The sequence below is a fragment of the Rania fehmarnensis genome, assembly GCF_056494185.1.
Genome location: NZ_CM151398.1, coordinates 1,828,167 through 1,844,407 on the forward strand (window position 1 = coordinate 1,828,167; position 16,241 = coordinate 1,844,407).

13 protein-coding genes are annotated in these 16,241 nt (G+C 56.2%); 9 read left to right on the top strand and 4 right to left on the bottom strand.

Features of this window, described 5'->3' with window-relative positions:
- Nucleotides 1–174: 174 nt before the first annotated feature.
- A complete protein-coding gene (locus SH573x_RS05785; RefSeq protein WP_479353382.1) occupies nt 175–1,647 on the bottom strand; it encodes a hypothetical protein in 1,473 nt (490 codons plus the stop codon).
- A gap of 269 nt (nt 1,648–1,916) precedes the next feature.
- On the opposite strand from SH573x_RS05785, the gene SH573x_RS05790 reads away from it, so the two are divergent.
- Both SH573x_RS05790 and SH573x_RS05795 read left to right on the top strand, forming a co-directional pair.
- Complete coding sequence (locus SH573x_RS05790) at nt 1,917–2,831, top strand: phosphoribosylaminoimidazolesuccinocarboxamide synthase (protein WP_479353383.1); 915 nt, start codon at nt 1,917–1,919, stop codon at nt 2,829–2,831.
- A gap of 95 nt (nt 2,832–2,926) precedes the next feature.
- A complete protein-coding gene (locus SH573x_RS05795) occupies nt 2,927–3,832 on the top strand; it encodes a universal stress protein (RefSeq protein WP_479353384.1) in 906 nt (301 codons plus the stop codon).
- A 439-nt stretch (nt 3,833–4,271) separates the two neighbouring features.
- On the opposite strand, the gene SH573x_RS05800 is transcribed toward SH573x_RS05795, so the two are convergent.
- Both SH573x_RS05800 and SH573x_RS05805 read right to left on the bottom strand, forming a co-directional pair.
- A complete protein-coding gene (locus tag SH573x_RS05800; protein WP_479353385.1) occupies nt 4,272–5,099 on the bottom strand; it encodes a leishmanolysin-related zinc metalloendopeptidase in 828 nt (275 codons plus the stop codon).
- 23 nt (nt 5,100–5,122) lie between these two features.
- The gene (locus SH573x_RS05805; RefSeq protein ID WP_479353386.1) at nt 5,123–5,974 is read right to left on the bottom strand and encodes a hypothetical protein; all 852 of its coding nucleotides are present in this window, start codon (nt 5,972–5,974) and stop codon (nt 5,123–5,125) included.
- Between the two features lie 117 nt (nt 5,975–6,091).
- On the opposite strand from SH573x_RS05805, the gene SH573x_RS05810 reads away from it, so the two are divergent.
- The 7 genes from SH573x_RS05810 to SH573x_RS05840 all read left to right on the top strand — a co-directional run bounded on the left by SH573x_RS05810 (nt 6,092) and on the right by SH573x_RS05840 (nt 15,514).
- Nucleotides 6,092–6,589 (top strand): tRNA (cytidine(34)-2'-O)-methyltransferase, encoded by a 498-nt coding sequence (locus SH573x_RS05810; RefSeq protein ID WP_479353387.1) that lies wholly within the window; start codon nt 6,092–6,094, stop codon nt 6,587–6,589.
- 119 nt (nt 6,590–6,708) lie between these two features.
- The gene (locus tag SH573x_RS05815; RefSeq protein ID WP_479353388.1) at nt 6,709–9,300 is read left to right on the top strand and encodes a hypothetical protein; all 2,592 of its coding nucleotides are present in this window, start codon (nt 6,709–6,711) and stop codon (nt 9,298–9,300) included.
- Between the two features lie 82 nt (nt 9,301–9,382).
- Nucleotides 9,383–10,684: a glutamate-1-semialdehyde 2,1-aminomutase gene (hemL, locus tag SH573x_RS05820; protein ID WP_479353389.1), complete on the top strand. Its 1,302-nt coding sequence runs from the start codon at nt 9,383–9,385 to the stop codon at nt 10,682–10,684.
- 49 nt (nt 10,685–10,733) lie between these two features.
- Complete coding sequence (locus SH573x_RS05825; protein ID WP_479353390.1) at nt 10,734–11,540, top strand: menaquinone biosynthetic enzyme MqnA/MqnD family protein; 807 nt, start codon at nt 10,734–10,736, stop codon at nt 11,538–11,540.
- Nucleotides 11,537–12,739 (top strand): cyclic dehypoxanthinyl futalosine synthase, encoded by a 1,203-nt coding sequence (mqnC, locus tag SH573x_RS05830; protein WP_479353391.1) that lies wholly within the window; start codon nt 11,537–11,539, stop codon nt 12,737–12,739. Before SH573x_RS05825 ends, mqnC begins: the two co-directional genes overlap by 4 nt.
- Nucleotides 12,705–13,925 carry a putative DNA modification/repair radical SAM protein gene (locus SH573x_RS05835; protein ID WP_479353392.1) on the top strand — a complete coding sequence of 407 codons (1,221 nt, stop codon included), beginning with the start codon at nt 12,705–12,707 and terminating at the stop codon, nt 13,923–13,925. Before mqnC ends, SH573x_RS05835 begins: the two co-directional genes overlap by 35 nt.
- Nucleotides 13,926–14,056: 131 nt before the next feature.
- A complete protein-coding gene (locus SH573x_RS05840) occupies nt 14,057–15,514 on the top strand; it encodes a UdgX family uracil-DNA binding protein (protein ID WP_479353393.1) in 1,458 nt (485 codons plus the stop codon).
- A gap of 42 nt (nt 15,515–15,556) precedes the next feature.
- Here SH573x_RS05840 and SH573x_RS05845 read toward each other — a convergent pair whose 3' ends face one another.
- A complete protein-coding gene (locus SH573x_RS05845) occupies nt 15,557–16,219 on the bottom strand; it encodes a hypothetical protein (RefSeq protein WP_479353394.1) in 663 nt (220 codons plus the stop codon).
- Nucleotides 16,220–16,241: the final 22 nt, after the last annotated feature.

Consider the following 16,241-nt stretch of genomic DNA (forward strand, 5'->3'; position numbering starts at 1 on the left):
CCTGAACCCGAAAATCCCCCCGTAGCCGAACTCCCGTAGCCGAACTCGCCAGAGTTTGGATTTCGGCTTTCGTAGCGGAAGCCGTCAAGGCTTTCGGGTCGCGCCAACCAAACTCGGGCGAGTTCGGCTACGAAGTCCAAACTCTGGCGAGTTCGGCTACGAGAGGAAAAATCGCTACGTTAGATACTGTTGCCGCAGCTTGGCAATTTGTGACAGGAAAAGCTTGGGTTTTCCCGTTGGGTCCCACAAACCAGAGTGTGGGAATTCGTGCGGCAGCTGGTCGGTGGTTTGGCCGAGCACCACGGCATGCACGGCTTGTTTGGCGACGAGTAGTTTCAGTACGGTATCGGCCAGGTTTTCGCTGCTGGCATCGTTATCCGGATTTCGCCAACTGGTTACCGGCTGCCGATTGCCGCTGACCGAAGCATCCAGTGAGTCATCCGAAGGCAAGGTCAAGATAATCATCAACGGCAGACCGAGCATCGACCAGCGATCGATCATGCGACTGATTTCCAGCGCGTCACGCGGCAGGGTTCCATCGGGCCAGGCGTTCAAATTCAATTCCAGCGCCAGACCCGAGAGTCCCAAATCTGCGCGGATCAGTGCATCGGCAAAGTGCAACGGCGATATGCCATCGACGCTTCGGCTGAGATATTCGCTCCAGGGTTGATCGATCGACAGCAGCACCGGCGCTTTGGGATCACTGCGCCGCACCGTTTGAATCAGCGACACGGCCAAACGCAAGACTTGTTCGTCATTCCAGTCCAATTCGCCGGGCACATTCAAGCTGCTGCCGCAGTTCCACAGATGAACTTTGCCACGATAGCGATTGACGGTCTCTTCAGCATGAGAGAGTGCAGTCGATAAAATCGACTCGAAACTTTCGCCCAAGAGCACCATCCAACTGGGCAGCGCGCCGGGACGAAAACGCATGAGCGGTCCACAGCAAATACGCAAGTTACAGTTGCGCGCCCATTCGATCTGGCGGTCCAGCGAAGAGAAATCGCGTTTGCCCGAGCTCGATTCAACCGCAGCCAGATCAGCTGGCACGCACACAATATTAAACGCTGTACAGATCGCATCCGATACGCTGGGTAGCGACAGAGCAGGCGCCAGAGTCACGCCCAGTAGCGTTGACAGGCGATCTTCGTTCTGTTTGCGAACATCTAACATTTGTGTGCTGAAAGCATTGCACAGTTCGTTCATCGATCGCAGGGCCAGCTCAATCGCATCTTGAGCCAGGCGGGCCTTTGCTTCGGGATTAGCGGTGGTAATGGCATTGATAAAGCAATCCAGAGCTTGTTCGCTCAACTGCAGCGTGCTGGCGGCCACACGCAAACCAATGCGCTGCCACTCGAAGATCTGGTTGCGCAGCCTAATTATCGTGCCGCGGCATAATTCCAGCGGCAAGCTATAAACGCCTGAATCCACTTTCAGACTAGTAGTCATCAGCGTGACGTTGCCAAAGCTGCGCGTGGGCCACACGATGTGCAGCTTGCCCGATTCGTCGATATCACGCTGGATGATCAACTGGTCACCGCGGCGCGTGCTAATGCATGGCCAAGGGATTCCCTCAATGCCAGTCACATAGGCGGTCTGAAAAACCTGCGGATCTAATTGTTCGGCGTTCGGTACGTGAAAGCACATGACGCCCATCGAGTGGCGGCTTTCGTGACTTGGGATTGTGGAATGGCCATCAAAGCAGCGAATCTAACGCAAGACGCCATTACTTTCAATTGGCCGTTTTTCGTCCGATTCCGCGGAATTAGCTGGGCGGCTACACTTACCGGCTGGAGACAGCGGTAGTTCTAAGCACGTGAACAGTGTCCAATTCGCGCCTGACAGAGATGTGATTAGCTGGGTATGCCCGTCTAAGTTGGGCCTGGCCTGCCAAAGATTATTTTAGAGATAGCTGCATGACGAATTTGCGAAAGACGTTTGATTCCCCCAGCCAGGCATTTTGCCAGAGCGATTTGCCCTGGCCACGCCGGCAGGGGAAAGTTCGCGATGTGTACGACTTGGGTGACCAACTGCTCATCGTCAGCACCGATCGCATCAGCGCCTTTGACTGGATCCTGCCCACTGGAATTCCCGACAAAGGTCGCGTGTTAACGGCGATGAGCTTGTTTTGGTTCGAGCAATTAGGGGTGCCGCATCACTTCCTGGGTGTCGATTTACCACCGGTGCCAGCCGGCCAGCCCGCGATCACCGAGTCACAACAAACTCAATTGCAAGGCCGAATCATGCGCACCCGAAAGGCACAAGTTGTGCCTTTCGAATGCGTCGTGCGCGGTTACCTGGAAGGCTCGGGATGGAAAGAGTATCAACAAACCGGCTCAGTTTGTGGCATCCCGCTACCCGCTGGGCTCAAACAATGCGATCGTTTGCCTGAGCCAATCTTCACACCAGCCACCAAAGCGGAAACTGGTCACGACGAAAACGTTTCCTTCGAATTTATGGCCAATGCGATCGGCATGGAAACCGCCCAGCGACTCCGCGAACTGACCCTGACGGTCTTCGAACGAGGGAGCCGGCTGGCTGAACAGCGTGGCATCATCATTGCCGACACCAAACTGGAATGGGGCTGGTGCGATGACCAGCTAATTTTGATCGATGAAGTACTGACTCCGGATAGTTCGCGTTTTTGGCCCAGCGATCGCTACGAGCCTGGTCACAGTCAACCATCGTTCGACAAGCAGTTCGTGCGCGAGTGGCTGATGGCTAGCGAGTGGGATCGCAACAGCCCACCCCCTGCTCTGCCGCCCGATGTTATCCAGCAAACTCGCTCCCGTTACATCGAAGCCTACCAGTTGCTCACGCAAGATGCCTGATCAGTTAAGGCAGTTTCTCGTACTGTACTGACTGAGCTCGAACCCGAGAAACTTGAAATTTGAAACTTGAAACTTGAAATTTGAAACTTAAAACCATGCAGCCCTTTCGTCATATCCTGGTTGCCATCGACACCTTGCAAGCAGGTGAACGAGCGGAATTGGATCGCGCCGCTGCCTTGGCGGAACATTACGGAGCCTCGCTGCATATCGTTGATGTGCTGCGCGAATTGAATTTTGCGGCGAGGCTGATGCCCCAGTGGCAAGCTGAGCATGAGCAAGTGGCACAAGATAAATTGCAGCGACTTGCGTTGCTGGTCCAGAAATTTCAAGCTAAGTCGTTGCAGTGTTCCTGTGAACTCTTGCGGGGCAACTTTTCTGCGTCATTGATCAAGATTGTGCAGGACCGAGAAATCGACTTGCTGGTGCGTTCAGCCAAAGGGGCCCACAGCCACGAATCGGGAACGATCGGGGCCACGTCCAATCAGCTTTTGCGCCGCGCTGGTTGCGCGTTATGGTTGACGCAAGGGGATCGCGCCGGTGAGTGTGGACGTATACTGGCCGCTGTGGATGCCACACCTAATGACGACGCACATCGCGAGCTCAATCGCATCATCCTTGGTCGATCGCTGGAATTGGCGGAGCGCCAAGCATGCAGTGTTGACGTTGTGTATGTGTGGGATGTCTACGATGCGCAACTGCTGGAAGGTAGAATGGCGCAAAGTGAATTCGACGAGATGATCGACCAAAACCGGTTGTGCCATCAAACAGCCTTGGATGGTGTACTGAGTGAATTCGGATTGCAAGCTAGCGACAAACGCGTGCATTTGCTGCGCGGAGCGCCGGCCCAAGAGATCCCGAGTTTTTGCCGGGCTCAAGAAATCGATCTGCTGGTCTGCGGCACCGTGGCTCGCACCGGCATCAGCGGACTGATGATCGGCAACACGGCTACACGCATGCTCAGCAAAGTCCCCTGTTCCATCCTGGCCCTGCGCCCAACCTGAGTTATCCGAGTCACGTAGCAGCGTCTCTCCGAGACGCTGATTGATTCACGTCCGCAGTTTGCAGTAGCAGTTATACGAGTCTCGGAGAGACTCGGCTACGTATCACGTAGCAGCGTCTCTCTGAGACGCTGATTGTTTCACGTCCGCATTTTGCAGTGGGAGTTATACGAGTCTCGGAGAGACTCGGCTACGTGTCACGAAGCAGCGTCTCTCTGAGACGCTGATTGATTCACGTCCGCAGTTTGCAGTGGGAGTTATACGAGTCTCGGAGAGACTCGGCTACGTGTCACGAAGCAGCGTCTCTCTGAGACGCTGATTGATTCACGTCCGCAGTTTGCAGTAGGAGTTATGCGAGTCTCGGAGAGACTCGGCTACGTGTCACGTAGTAGCGTCTCTCTGAGACGCTGATTGATTCGCGGGCCTCAGTTTGCAGTGGGAGTTATACGAGTCTCGGAGAGACTCGGCTACGTGGGCGTTGGATTTTCTGAATGACTCGTGAGGCTACCAGGTTAGTCTTAGGTATGCTGATCGCTGCAGGCAGGTCGTACTTTTCGGCACGGCTCAAATCGACGGTATAACCCAAGTCGGCCAGGCTAGCGACAGTGATAACGCTGAGTGGATTCGGGGCGGCGGCTACAAAGCCACTCATTAGTTCGTTGCCAAAGATGGATTCACGCCAGTGACTATTGCGTGTGCCGGCACCGCCGAGGTTTTCAACTGGTACCGCACGAGGATCGGTGCCAAGCAGTTGACCATAGGCCACGCGGGCTTGGCGACCTCGAAAGGTTGGATCATTGCTGCGGGCGGCCACCAGCAAGCGTTTGCGAGCCCAGATCGTACCGATGCCCAGCACGTGTCCCATTTCGTGCGAGATCACGTCGACCAGGGTGCCTTCGCGCTGTAGGGCTTGAAGGTCGGCGACATCAAAAGACATTTGGCCCTTGGCCGGTAGAAACGCATACGCACCCGCAGCCTTGGGACGCAAGACGGTTGGACCGGATTCACCCAACACTTCGTCCGGGCCATCGATCTCCAGTCCTTCGGCTTCGATCAGCAGATCATCGATCTCTTCGTTATCGACTTGCATGGATGGCAAGTCACCGACGATGACGCGCGTCCAGCGATCCGCTGCTTGTTTGAAGGCTCGGATATCAGCGGGGCTGAGTCCACCAGCGAAACGCACTTCGATTTTGAAGGCGCTGCGAACTGTCTCTTGACTTGCAGAACGTGAGACACTGGCATGAGCGATATATGGGGGCGCGAGCATATTCGGTCACAGCAAGCTTTGTCTTACTGCATCAGGCGTGGTTTCTTGGGCGCGTTGGGGTCCGCGGGTTTGGTGGACGGTGGAGTCGCTGGAGTTGGCGGCGTCTTTGACTTGGCATTATTGGGAACTGGCGGAACGGGAGTCGCTGGCGCTGCGGTTCCGGTTGAGGTGGCCGGCACCGGCCGAGCAAAGGGCTGCGCGATTTGCGTGCCCATGATCAACGCCAAGACAAGCGTGATGGCAAAGTAGAGCAAATAATGCAACACACCTTGCATCGTCTCCAATTCCATGGCCAACACGCTGGCGGCTGATCCTAGCACGATCATGACCGGCACGATGAAACCGACTGAAACGATATCAATCTCCGCCATCGATTTGTAGGAGCCAACATACATCGGTATCACAGCATACAGCGCCCACGTAACCATAAAGACTGCCGAGACGATGGCGGTGCGGGCTACCAGTTCTTTGCCCTGAAAACCTTCCAGTTCGTCATCGCGCAAGAACCAATAACCCAGCAGCACCAGTGGCGGAGCCAACAAGATACTGCCCAGGGCCAAGATGGCTGTGGGCGGTTCGGGTGACGTAAAACGCACGCCGATAGCAATGATTAGCGAGACCACGCTGACCCCGGCAGCGGTCAGGGCGACCGGCAGCGAGACTTTGACTTCTTGCCGTTTGATTGGCATGAAGACCGGGCGGCCCTTGGAATCCTTGGGGCCGGCATCGGCCGGAGCGTGAATGACAACTTGCTCGGATGCTGCCGGAATCGTGATTGGCTTGCTGCAATTGGGGCACGGGCCAGTCTTGCCAGCAAATTTGTCGTTGACTTGAAAGCGCTTCAGGCAGCCGGGACAGGTAACTGGGATTGGCATAGAATGACAAGACAAGGAGGGATAGCAGTGGTTCGATCCTTCACCGCCGCGCGGCAGCGCGCGGCAGCGAAATAAAGTTACATACCTCTAACTTAACTGTTCCCCAAGAGTCACGCTATGCATGCAGACCCCAGCCGCTCAACAGAGTCTGCCTCACGACCTTGGCTGCATGTGGTCCTCTACCAGCCTGAAATCCCGCAAAACACTGGCAATATTGGGCGGACCTGCGTGGCCCTGAACGCGAAACTTTGGATCGTGCGTCCCACAGGTTTTCGGCTCGATCAAGCCAATTTGCGGCGCGCTGGACTGGACTACTGGCAACATTTGGAATGGCAAGTGGTCGATCATTGGCAGGAGCTGGCGGAACACTTGCCGCTGATCAACGCTTGGCTGCTGACCAAGTTTGGTACGGTCAACTACACGCGGGCTACTTTTGAGCGCGGCGATGTTATCGTGATTGGTCGCGAGACCAATGGCCTGCCCGACACGCTGCGCGCCACCCACAACCCTGATCGTCAGATCATGATCCCCATGCCTGGACCTGTGCGCAGCCTCAATCAAGCTACCTCGGCGGGCATCGTCATGTACGAAGCCTATCGACAGATCAACGCGTAAGTGTTGCATAGACTTGCAAAGTGCGACCTCTCTATGCGTGAGGACGATAACTCTATTTCAATCGTGCGTGGTACACTGGGAACTTAATCTGTTAACTGACCTACTAGTGCATTGATTCGATGAACCAATTGCTGGGATTTGCAATTGAAAATGCCGTGAGCCGGCGACGATGGTCGCGAACTTGGCTACCGTGGTTATGCGGTGCCGTGGTGGCTACTTGCGCGATCAGCGCCAGGGCTGTGCCTCCCGACTACATCGATCATTCGCTGCGCAAGGTGTGCGAGCGTGGGGCGGCCAGTAGTGCGGCCCAGTATTGCCGCGCGCAGATCTTTGTGAATATCGAAAACGCACCCGAGCGCGCTCGTTGGGCCATGCGGCATCTGGAATGTTTGAGCCAATTGGCTTTGCAGAACAAGTCCAACAGTCAGCCGAGTTGGCAGGCAATTCTCGAGGCCGAAAGCGAATATCGACGCGATCACCCCGAAGATCCTCGCTTGCCGTGGTTGGCCTGGCAATTGGCCCGAGCCGATCTGCTGCGGGCTCAACAGTCCTTGGCCAAGTGGTTGGCTACGCCCGCCGCCCAGAGTGAACGCGAGCAGGCTCTGCAAGCAGTGCGCCGCGTGCAATCGCAAATGGATGCGGTTGAAAAAGACATTAAAGAACGCTTGCCGCTCTCGCAACCCCGAGGCACCAGCGCCAGTCAGCAATCGCCTAGTCGCGAACTGCAGGAACTGCAAATCGATTGCACGGCCCTGCGCTGCGAAGCCCTCTTGGTGCGTGCGCGCTGTTACAGCGCCGATGCGCCGGATCACCTGGCCGCTCTGGCCGATGTCGATCGCACTGCCACCGCCGTGTTAACGCAGTCGGCTCAAGATTGGTCTGCACGCAATGAGCTCATCGTTGCCCAAGCGACCGCCGGACTGGAACTAGGCAAACGCCAGGCATCGATCGAAACACTCGCTTCCATCTTGCGAGGGCAAGCCGCCCCAGGGCTTCCATCCGCCGATGGCAGCGCCGCCCTGGCAGTGTCTCAATTGGCCCGCCTCCGCGCTGGCAGCGCATTGGTCGAGGCTCTGTGCAGCGATGGACAGGTCGATCAGGCTCAGCAGCACTTAGAAACGTTGCGTCAGAATTTCGATGATCCCGAAGTGGAACTGAGCGCCCTCCGCGTAGGACTAGCGCGGCTCACTAAACTTGAACCAGGTCAACGCACCGAACGATTGAAAGCCGCGGTTGAGCAAGCCCGGATGTTGGGCGAGCGTTATGGCAACTACTGGCGCAATCGAGGCGAAGCGCTCTTGGTGGCTGCTGCCAGCAGTTCCAGCACCGGCGCGGCTAGCACATCCGACACTACACCGCTGTCGGCTCCTATGTCGGAACTAGTCGCCGTCGAAGTTCGACAATTGCTATCCGGTGGCCAGACTGCTGCCGCGATCGCGCGATTGAAACAAGCGGTTATCGAAGCCCGCAATTCACAGCAATTTGGCGAAGCTCTGGGCTACGCGGTAGAAGCCGCCAAGCTGATGCAAAAAGAAAAGCAGTGGCAAGCTGCGGCCCAGCTGTTGGTACCACTAACTACCGAACACCCGGACCTGACCGCGGCGCCAGCCGCTCATGTCTTGGCCGCCTGGTGCCTGGCTCAAGCTATTGCCGTCGATACCGAATCCAACGATCTGAAAACGCAATATGAAGATGTCTTGCAGCAACAACTGGCGCTGTGGCCGGATGCCGACGAGACATTCAAGGCCGAAGAGTACTTGGCCAAATGGTTCACTATGCAAAAACGCTTCTCCGATTTAGCGGGCATGTGGATTCATCGGGCAGCGGCCAGCGGTGATGCGACTCGTCAGCAGGCGGCCCTCAGCAATTGGTTGGATACGGTAGTGGCCCGATTGCCCAAAAATCAAACCTTGCCCGAAGCTCAGCGACTGGCCAAACATATTCGTGATGGCAAGCTGGAAAGTTGTCGCCAATCCGCCACGATCACAACCTTGGCAGCTGCACTGCTGACCTCGCCGCTGACGCAAGAAGAAGCTGAAGAACTGGTCGGCCTGAAACTGCCCGGTCAACAGCTGGATCAAGCGGCCGATGCCCGTAATTTGCTGGCCGTACTGCTGACGCTGGCTGCTGCCCGCCGGCAGGATGCCAGCGATGCCCACAATTCAGTAGGCCTGCTCGATCACAATCGATTATCCACAATTGTAAACCTGGCCTGGTGTCGCAGCCTGGTTGAATCGCTGGATGAAATTGCGGTTGGGCAAGTCAGTAGTTGGCAAAAAGTCGCGGAACTGGTTCGCATGCCTCGAGAACAAACCAAGTTAACGCCCGTACTGCACATGGCTGACTTGCGATTGAAACAGCTGAGCGCTGGCGACGCTAGTTCGCGAAGCGCTGCCTTGCAAGCTATTCGTGAGTTAGCCCAACAAAACTCAAGCGATCCAAACCTGCAACTCAGCCTGGCCGCGGCGCTGGTCCAGAGCGGAACTGAGGCTGCGCAGTCCGAAGCGATTCGCTTGGTAAAACGCGTCGCCGCGGGCACCAAGCAAGAGAGCGAAGCCTATCTGAGATCGCGCTGGCTAGAGATCCAGTGGAGCTTGGGCCGCGGTGAGCAATCGTCGGCTGCTGATATTGCCCGACTAACGCTGGCCAAAGGACAAATTGAACCAGAATGGTGGCGAAAACGGTTCGAGGCCGTCGCCGCACTGAAGTAAATTTGAAATTGCTTTATAATCCGGTGTGGATCCTACACGCCAAATCAAGACTTGGATTCGAACCTTAACGAAGGACACGCTCTTGGAATCGTTGACCCGGCTATCGCACACGCGCTCGGAAGCCGCCTATGCTCGCGCTTGTCAACTCATGCCTGGCGGTGTGAACAGTCCGGCGCGCGCCTTTCACGCGGTAGGCGGTAAACCGCTGTTCATCCAACAAGCGGCTGGTCCATACCTGTTCGATATCGACGGCCATCGATACCTCGATTACATCGGTTCGTGGGGACCGATGATTCTCGGTCACGCGCATCCGCTGGTGATCGAAGCCATCGTGCATGCTGCTGAGCGAGGCACCAGTTACGGTGCGCCCACGGAAGCCGAAAGTGAACTTTCGGAGCTGATCATCAGCGCCGTGCCGAGCGTCGACAAGGTGCGTTTGGTCAGCAGCGGCACCGAAGCCACGATGAGTGCAATTCGTCTGGCCCGCGGCGCTACGGGCAGGGACAAGATCATCAAGTTTGCCGGCAACTATCACGGTCATGTCGATAGTTTGCTGGTGGCCGCCGGTAGTTCGGCTGCCAACCTGGGCGTCCCCGATTCGCCGGGAGTTACCGCTGGGACTTCACGCGATACCGTGGTGCTCGAATACAACGATATCGAAGCGCTTACTGAGGCGTTTCAGGAGTTAGGTCAGCAGATCGCTGCCATCATTTTGGAACCGGTTGTGGGCAACATGGGTTGCGTACCACCGCGGCCCGGATTTTTGGAAACGGCCCGTGAACTGTGCAACAAGTACAGCACGGTCTTGATCTTCGATGAAGTCATGACCGGCTTTCGGGTGGCATACGGTGGCGCCCAAGCGCTGTATGGCGTTACGCCCGATCTGACCACGATGGGCAAGATTGTGGGCGGCGGTATGCCACTGGGGGCATATGGTGGCCGCATCGATTTAATGGATCAAGTTTTGCCGAGTGGCAAAGTCTTCCAAGCCGGCACACTCAGCGGCAATCCGCTGGCCACGGCAGCCGGCACAGCCACGTTGAAATTGCTACGCGACCACTCGCCATATCCGCAACTAGAGCAATATGGTGCCATGCTAGGTGATGGCCTGGCCCAGGCGGCCACCAAGGCGGGAGTGCCCCATCGCCTGCAACGCGTGGGCAGCATGATGACGCTCTTCTTTGCCGACATGGATGTTTACGGTTGGAACGAAGCCCAACACTGCGATCGGGCCAAGTTTGCCAAGTATTTCTGGGGCTTGATTGACCAAGGTGTTTATATGCCTTGTAGTCAATTTGAAGCGCTCTTTTTCTCCCAAACGCATACCGCCGAACATATTCAGCAAACGATCGATGCTGCTGAGAAAGTGCTGGCGGGCTTTTAAGTTATTCGCAGTTCACACCTGCGGTTTGAGGAGATAGAAAGGCGTTGGCATGACATTCCGCATTGGGGCAGTTTCTTACTTGAACACTAAACCCCTGATCCACCAATTGGATCGGGCCTTGCCCCAGTCGCAATTGACCTTGGATCTTCCCAGTCGGTTGGCCGCGCAACTGCATGCCGGCCAACTCGATGTAGCTCTGATTCCGTCGATCGAACTGTTTCGATCTCCGTTGGAAGATTTGTCGATCGTGTCGGATGCCTGTATCGCTTGCCGCGGCCCGGTTTGGAGTGTGCAATTGCTCTTTCGCCAGCCGCCCCACTTGGTGCAATCACTTGCCCTGGATGAAGGCTCGCGCACCAGCGCCGCGCTAGCGCAGATTTTGCTACTGGATCGTTGTGGTATTCGACCTCGGCTGGAACCGCTGCCGATCGGTCGACCAGCGGAAACGGCTCCGACCGATGCAGTGCTAGTCATCGGCGATCGCGCTTTGCGGGGTTGGGGCGATGAGTTTTGCGAAGTTTGGGATTTGGGCGAGCAATGGTTTAAGACGACGCAGCTACCATTTGTGTTTGCGATGTGGGTGGCACGACCTAATCGCGATATGGCTGGACTGGCAGCCGGTCTAGAAGTGGCCCGCGATCGAGGCTTGGCCGCCGCGCGTCAGATTGCCGCTGAGCAGGCAAGCAAGTACGGCCTGACGACCCAAGCCTGCATCGATTACTTTGAGAAGTTCTTGTACTTCAAGTTAGAGCCCAGTCAACAACAAGGGCTCGAACTGTTCTACCATCGAGCCGTCGAAGTCGGTCTGGCTCCGGCCGGTCGTGATCACCTCCTCCTTACACAATCGCCATCATGAGTCAAACAGTACTAAAGCCGACAACCGCATCACCTGTTTCTGGCCCGGAGGTGGCCGCAGCCAAGTCGATTCGCGCCATCTTAGACAAAGCCATCGCCGGCCAGCGGATCACCAACGCTGAATGCCTTGAGCTCTTGCAAACGCACGATTTAACGGCCATTGGTGCGGCAGCCGACGCTGTAACTCGGCGCTTGCACCCAGAGCCTTATCGCACCTACAACATCGATCGCAATATCAACTACAGCAACATCTGCACGGCTGTCTGCGACTTTTGTGCGTTTTATCGCACACCTAAAAGCGATGAAGGTTACGTGTTGCCTCGCGATGTGCTGCTGAAGAAAGTGGAAGAGACCGTCGCTCTGGGCGGCAATCAGATCTTGATGCAAGGTGGACTGCATCCCACCTTCAAGCTCGAATGGTACGAGGAATTGCTCTCGGACATCCGAACGAATTTTCCGCAAGTCAATATTCACGGCTTTAGCCCGCCAGAGATCTATCACTTCACCAAAGTGAACAAAATGACTCTGCAGGAAGTGCTCAGTCGTTTAAAAGCGGCAGGCCTGGGCAGTTTACCTGGTGGTGGTGCCGAGATCTTGGTCGACCGCGTCCGCAAAGAGATTACGCGTGGCAAGGTGCTGACCGACGATTGGTTGGATGTCATGCGCGTGTGGCATTCGCTGGGCGGGATCAGCTCGGCCACGATGATGTTTGGCCATGTGGAAACGCTGGAGGAACGCGTTGAGCACTTGGATCGATTGCGACAACTGCAAGACGAAACGCACGGATTCAGCGCCTTTATTTGTTGGACATTCCAACCCGAGCATACGGATCTTTCGAAGCTGCCCAAGTTGGGTGCTTACTCATACTTGCACACGCAAGCTGTGGCTCGCTTGTATTTGGATAACTTCCCCAACATTCAAAGCAGTTGGGTTACACAAGGTCTAAAGATCGGCCAGCTTGCTCTGCTGTATGGTGCCAACGATATGGGCAGCCTGATGATCGAAGAGAACGTGGTGGCCGAAGCGGGTACGGTACATTTTTTGACGCTCGATCAAATTCGAGCGGCCATCACCGAAATTGGTTATGTGCCCAGACAACGCGACGTCTGGTACAAGCTGGTCGATGAGCAATTAGAGAAGCGCGCGATCGAAGCGAACCGAGGCAATGGACGTCCAAAAGAAACTCAGCATTCTGGCTGATGCTGCCAAGTACGATGCATCCTGTGCCAGCAGCGGATCGAAAGGTACGCGCGAGGGCAGCCGCATAGGTTCCACCGAAGGCATGGGCATTTGCCACAGCTATACGCCCGATGGTCGCTGCGTTAGCCTGCTGAAAATTCTGCTGACCAACTACTGCATCTTCGATTGTCAGTATTGTGTCAATCGTGTCACTAGCGACACGCCCAGAGCACGATTCACCAATGACGAAGTCATTTGGTTGACGATGGAGTTTTACAAGCGGAACTACATCGAAGGTCTGTTTCTTAGTTCGGGGATCATTCAAAACTCCGATTACACGATGGAACAGCTCGTCGATGTCGCCAAACGTTTGCGGCAGGAACAGCACTTCGGAGGCTATATCCATCTGAAGACCATTCCGGGTGCTGATCCCAAACTGATCGATGAAGCTGGATTGTGGGCGGATCGATTGAGCGTCAATATAGAACTGCCCACTGAAGCCGATTTGGCTAAGTTGGCTCCGGAGAAGAAGAAGCCCGAGATCGTGTCCACGATGAACGATATTCGAGGCCGCATCGATGATGCCAAGGCCGAGCGCGATCGAGGGTTTCGCGCGCCGCGTTATGCGCCGGCCGGTCAAAGTACGCAAATGATCGTCGGCGCGACGGCTACGACCGATCAAGAAATCTTGCGCACGGCCAGCCACCTCTACAGCGGCCAACGCTTGCGCCGCGTTTATTATTCGGCTTACAGTCCGATTCCCCATGCCGATGCGCGTTTGCCCGGCCAGGCACCGCCTTTGGTCCGCGAGCATCGTCTGTATCAAGCCGACTGGCTATTGCGTTACTATGAATTCGATGTCGACGAGATCACCGCAGGCACCGACGGAAATTTGGACCTGCAAATTGATCCCAAGCTGGCTTGGGCACTCATGCATCGCGAGTTCTTTCCGATCGATGTCAACCGCGCCGAGCGCCGTGATCTGCTTCGCATTCCTGGTGTCGGTGCGCGAAGCGTCGATCGCATGTTGCAGATCCGGCAGCACTCCCCTTTGACCACTGGCGATCTTAAAAAACTGCGCGTCGCTTGGTCGCGAGCGCGTTACTTTGTCATTACAGCCGACACCAATACCTATGCCGGCCAAATCGACTCGCCAACCTTGCGCGAACTGGTAGCCGATAAACCGCAGCAGTTAATGTTGTTTTAAACGCCAGCGTAGCGGAAGCCGTCAAGGCTTTCGATGGAGAGTCAGATACTCGAAATTCTTGACGCATTCCGCTACGGGAATACTCGAAATGCTTGACGCATTCCGCTACGGGAATGGCGAATGGGTGAGCCATGGATATTGCGATTACGGACTTTGAACATTGGCGAGTGACCTGCCGGGCTTTGTTGGCCCGGCGAGTCGCGCCGGATCGAGTGCGGTTGAGTGAACTGAGTGCGACTGGGACGCTATTTGCAGAAGACACATTTATTGTCGAGGGCACTTCCCAGGTTCAGCGAGTGCCAAGAGAGTTTGTGGAACTGGCCGAGGCGGTGGCCTGTCATCGTTCGCCTCAGCGCTGGCAGCTGATGTATCGGGTACTGTATCGATTGACTGGCGACGAGCCGCAACTCTTGCAGATTACGACCGACGATGATGTGCATCAACTGTTGATGATGGAAAAGCAGATCAGGCGCGATTGCCACAAGATGAAAGCCTTCGTGCGATTTCGACGTGTGGTTAACGAAGGCGGCGAGCATTATGTGGCCTGGCATCGGCCCGATCATGTGATTCTGCGACGGGTCGCCCCGTTCTTCTCTCGACGATTTACCGGCATGCACTGGACCATTCTGACGCCCGATGAGTCGGTTACCTGGGATGGTCAGAGTCTCGAGTACGGACCGGGCATGCCACGTTCGGCCGCGCCAGAGGGTGATGAGCTGGAAGCTTTGTGGAAGACCTATTACGGATCAACCTTTAACCCTGCCCGCATCAAGCTGGCCATGATGCGCAAAGAGATGCCGGTGCGGCATTGGTCGACGTTGCCAGAGACGACCGAGATCGACCGATTGCTGCAGGAAGCTCCCGAGCGCGTGCAGCGTATGGTCAGCTACACCGAAGGTTTGTCGGTTTCGGCTGCCGATTTTGTCCCCAACGCTGCTAAGGCGGATTGGTCGACACTGCAGCTAGCGGCTGCAGGCTGTCGTGGCTGCGAGTTGTGCCAGTCGGCGACACAAACTGTCTTTGGTGTGGGACCGACTAAGGCTGCGATCATGATTGTGGGCGAGCAGCCGGGAGATGTCGAAGATCGAATGGGGCAACCGTTCGTAGGACCTGCTGGGCAGTTGCTCAGCGAGGCGCTGGCTGAAAGTGGTCTAGCCCGCGCGGATGTTTACTTGACCAATGCCGTTAAACATTTTCACTTTCAGGAGCGTGGCAAACAACGTCTGCACAAGACTCCATCCAGTCGTCACATCAACGCCTGTCGACCTTGGCTAGCAGCGGAAGTCGAACTGGTGCAGCCTAAGATGTTGGTGTGCTTGGGAGCGACCGCGTTGCATGCAGTTGTGGGCCGGCACGTGAAGCTCACAGACTTGCGCGGACGGATTATAGAATCACCCTTGTGCCCACAGACGATGGCTACCTGGCATCCCGCCGCCATCCTGAGAGCCCTGCCCGAGCAGCAGAGTGCTAAACGCCGCGAACTGATTGAAGATTTGAGGCAGAGTCTCCTTTCGCTCCGCGAAAGGAACGGCCTTTCGCGGAGCGAAAGGAGACACTACTCCGCGAAGGAACAGCCTTTCGCGGAGTGAGAGGTTCAGCTGTGCCTTTCGCGGAGCGAAAGGAGACAATTACTAGCGTGGTACTGGTGCATTGGGCATTGGCGGCAATGCGATCTGAGCAGCAGGTTGAGTTGGCTGAGCAGGCTGTGCTGGTTGGCCGTTGGCGTTTTCGAGAGCTGTTTGCAGCGAGCTGGCATTTTCGAAGTCGAGCACAAAGGTCTCTTCGGTACCGGCCATCTTCACGGCCAGACCACTGATGCGCCAGCCGGCTGGTTCTTTGTGAACTTCGCAGACCAGTTCCATTTCGATCGGTGGCTTGCCAGCTTCTGGGCTGGGTTCGCTCCACATGCATTCGACCAGGCCGGTGACTTTTTCGTTGTCCACATAGCCCACGCGGCCGATGGTGTATTTGCCTTCGGGCGTGCCGAGTGGTTCGATGACGTAGTCGGTCTTGGCCAATTCGGTTTGAGCTTGCGTGGTCAAGACGCTATTGGCGGTTGTCTCATCGCCGCGGCGGAGGCTATCCAGAAACAGCGCGACGACTTCGCCTGGTTCGGTGCCCGCACCGTTGGTGACGACGGCATTGGAGGAGGCTTGTCCACTAGCGCCGGCTGGTGCGGAGCCAGTTTGACCAGCAACTTGTGCGGATTGATCTTCGGTCTTGCCACCACATCCGATGGTTGCTGCCAGCAGCAAGCCACACAGCGGCAGAACACAGCAGCTAAGTTTCTTCATTCCTTTGGGTCCTATGGTTAGG

What these genes read in the sequence shown, in the direction of transcription:
- SH573x_RS05785 (WP_479353382.1), bottom strand. Translation starts at nt 1,647, where the DNA reads ATGTGCTTTCACGTACCGAACGCCGAACAATTAGATCCGCAGGTTTTT.
- SH573x_RS05790 (WP_479353383.1), top strand. Translation starts at nt 1,917, where the DNA reads ATGACGAATTTGCGAAAGACGTTTGATTCCCCCAGCCAGGCATTTTGC.
- SH573x_RS05795 (WP_479353384.1), top strand. Translation starts at nt 2,927, where the DNA reads ATGCAGCCCTTTCGTCATATCCTGGTTGCCATCGACACCTTGCAAGCA.
- SH573x_RS05800 (WP_479353385.1), bottom strand. Translation starts at nt 5,099, where the DNA reads ATGCTCGCGCCCCCATATATCGCTCATGCCAGTGTCTCACGTTCTGCA.
- SH573x_RS05805 (WP_479353386.1), bottom strand. Translation starts at nt 5,974, where the DNA reads ATGCCAATCCCAGTTACCTGTCCCGGCTGCCTGAAGCGCTTTCAAGTC.
- SH573x_RS05810 (WP_479353387.1), top strand. Translation starts at nt 6,092, where the DNA reads ATGCATGCAGACCCCAGCCGCTCAACAGAGTCTGCCTCACGACCTTGG.
- SH573x_RS05815 (WP_479353388.1), top strand. Translation starts at nt 6,709, where the DNA reads ATGAACCAATTGCTGGGATTTGCAATTGAAAATGCCGTGAGCCGGCGA.
- SH573x_RS05825 (WP_479353390.1), top strand. Translation starts at nt 10,734, where the DNA reads ATGACATTCCGCATTGGGGCAGTTTCTTACTTGAACACTAAACCCCTG.
- mqnC (WP_479353391.1), top strand. Translation starts at nt 11,537, where the DNA reads ATGAGTCAAACAGTACTAAAGCCGACAACCGCATCACCTGTTTCTGGC.
- SH573x_RS05835 (WP_479353392.1), top strand. Translation starts at nt 12,705, where the DNA reads ATGGACGTCCAAAAGAAACTCAGCATTCTGGCTGATGCTGCCAAGTAC.
- SH573x_RS05840 (WP_479353393.1), top strand. Translation starts at nt 14,057, where the DNA reads ATGGATATTGCGATTACGGACTTTGAACATTGGCGAGTGACCTGCCGG.
- SH573x_RS05845 (WP_479353394.1), bottom strand. Translation starts at nt 16,219, where the DNA reads ATGAAGAAACTTAGCTGCTGTGTTCTGCCGCTGTGTGGCTTGCTGCTG.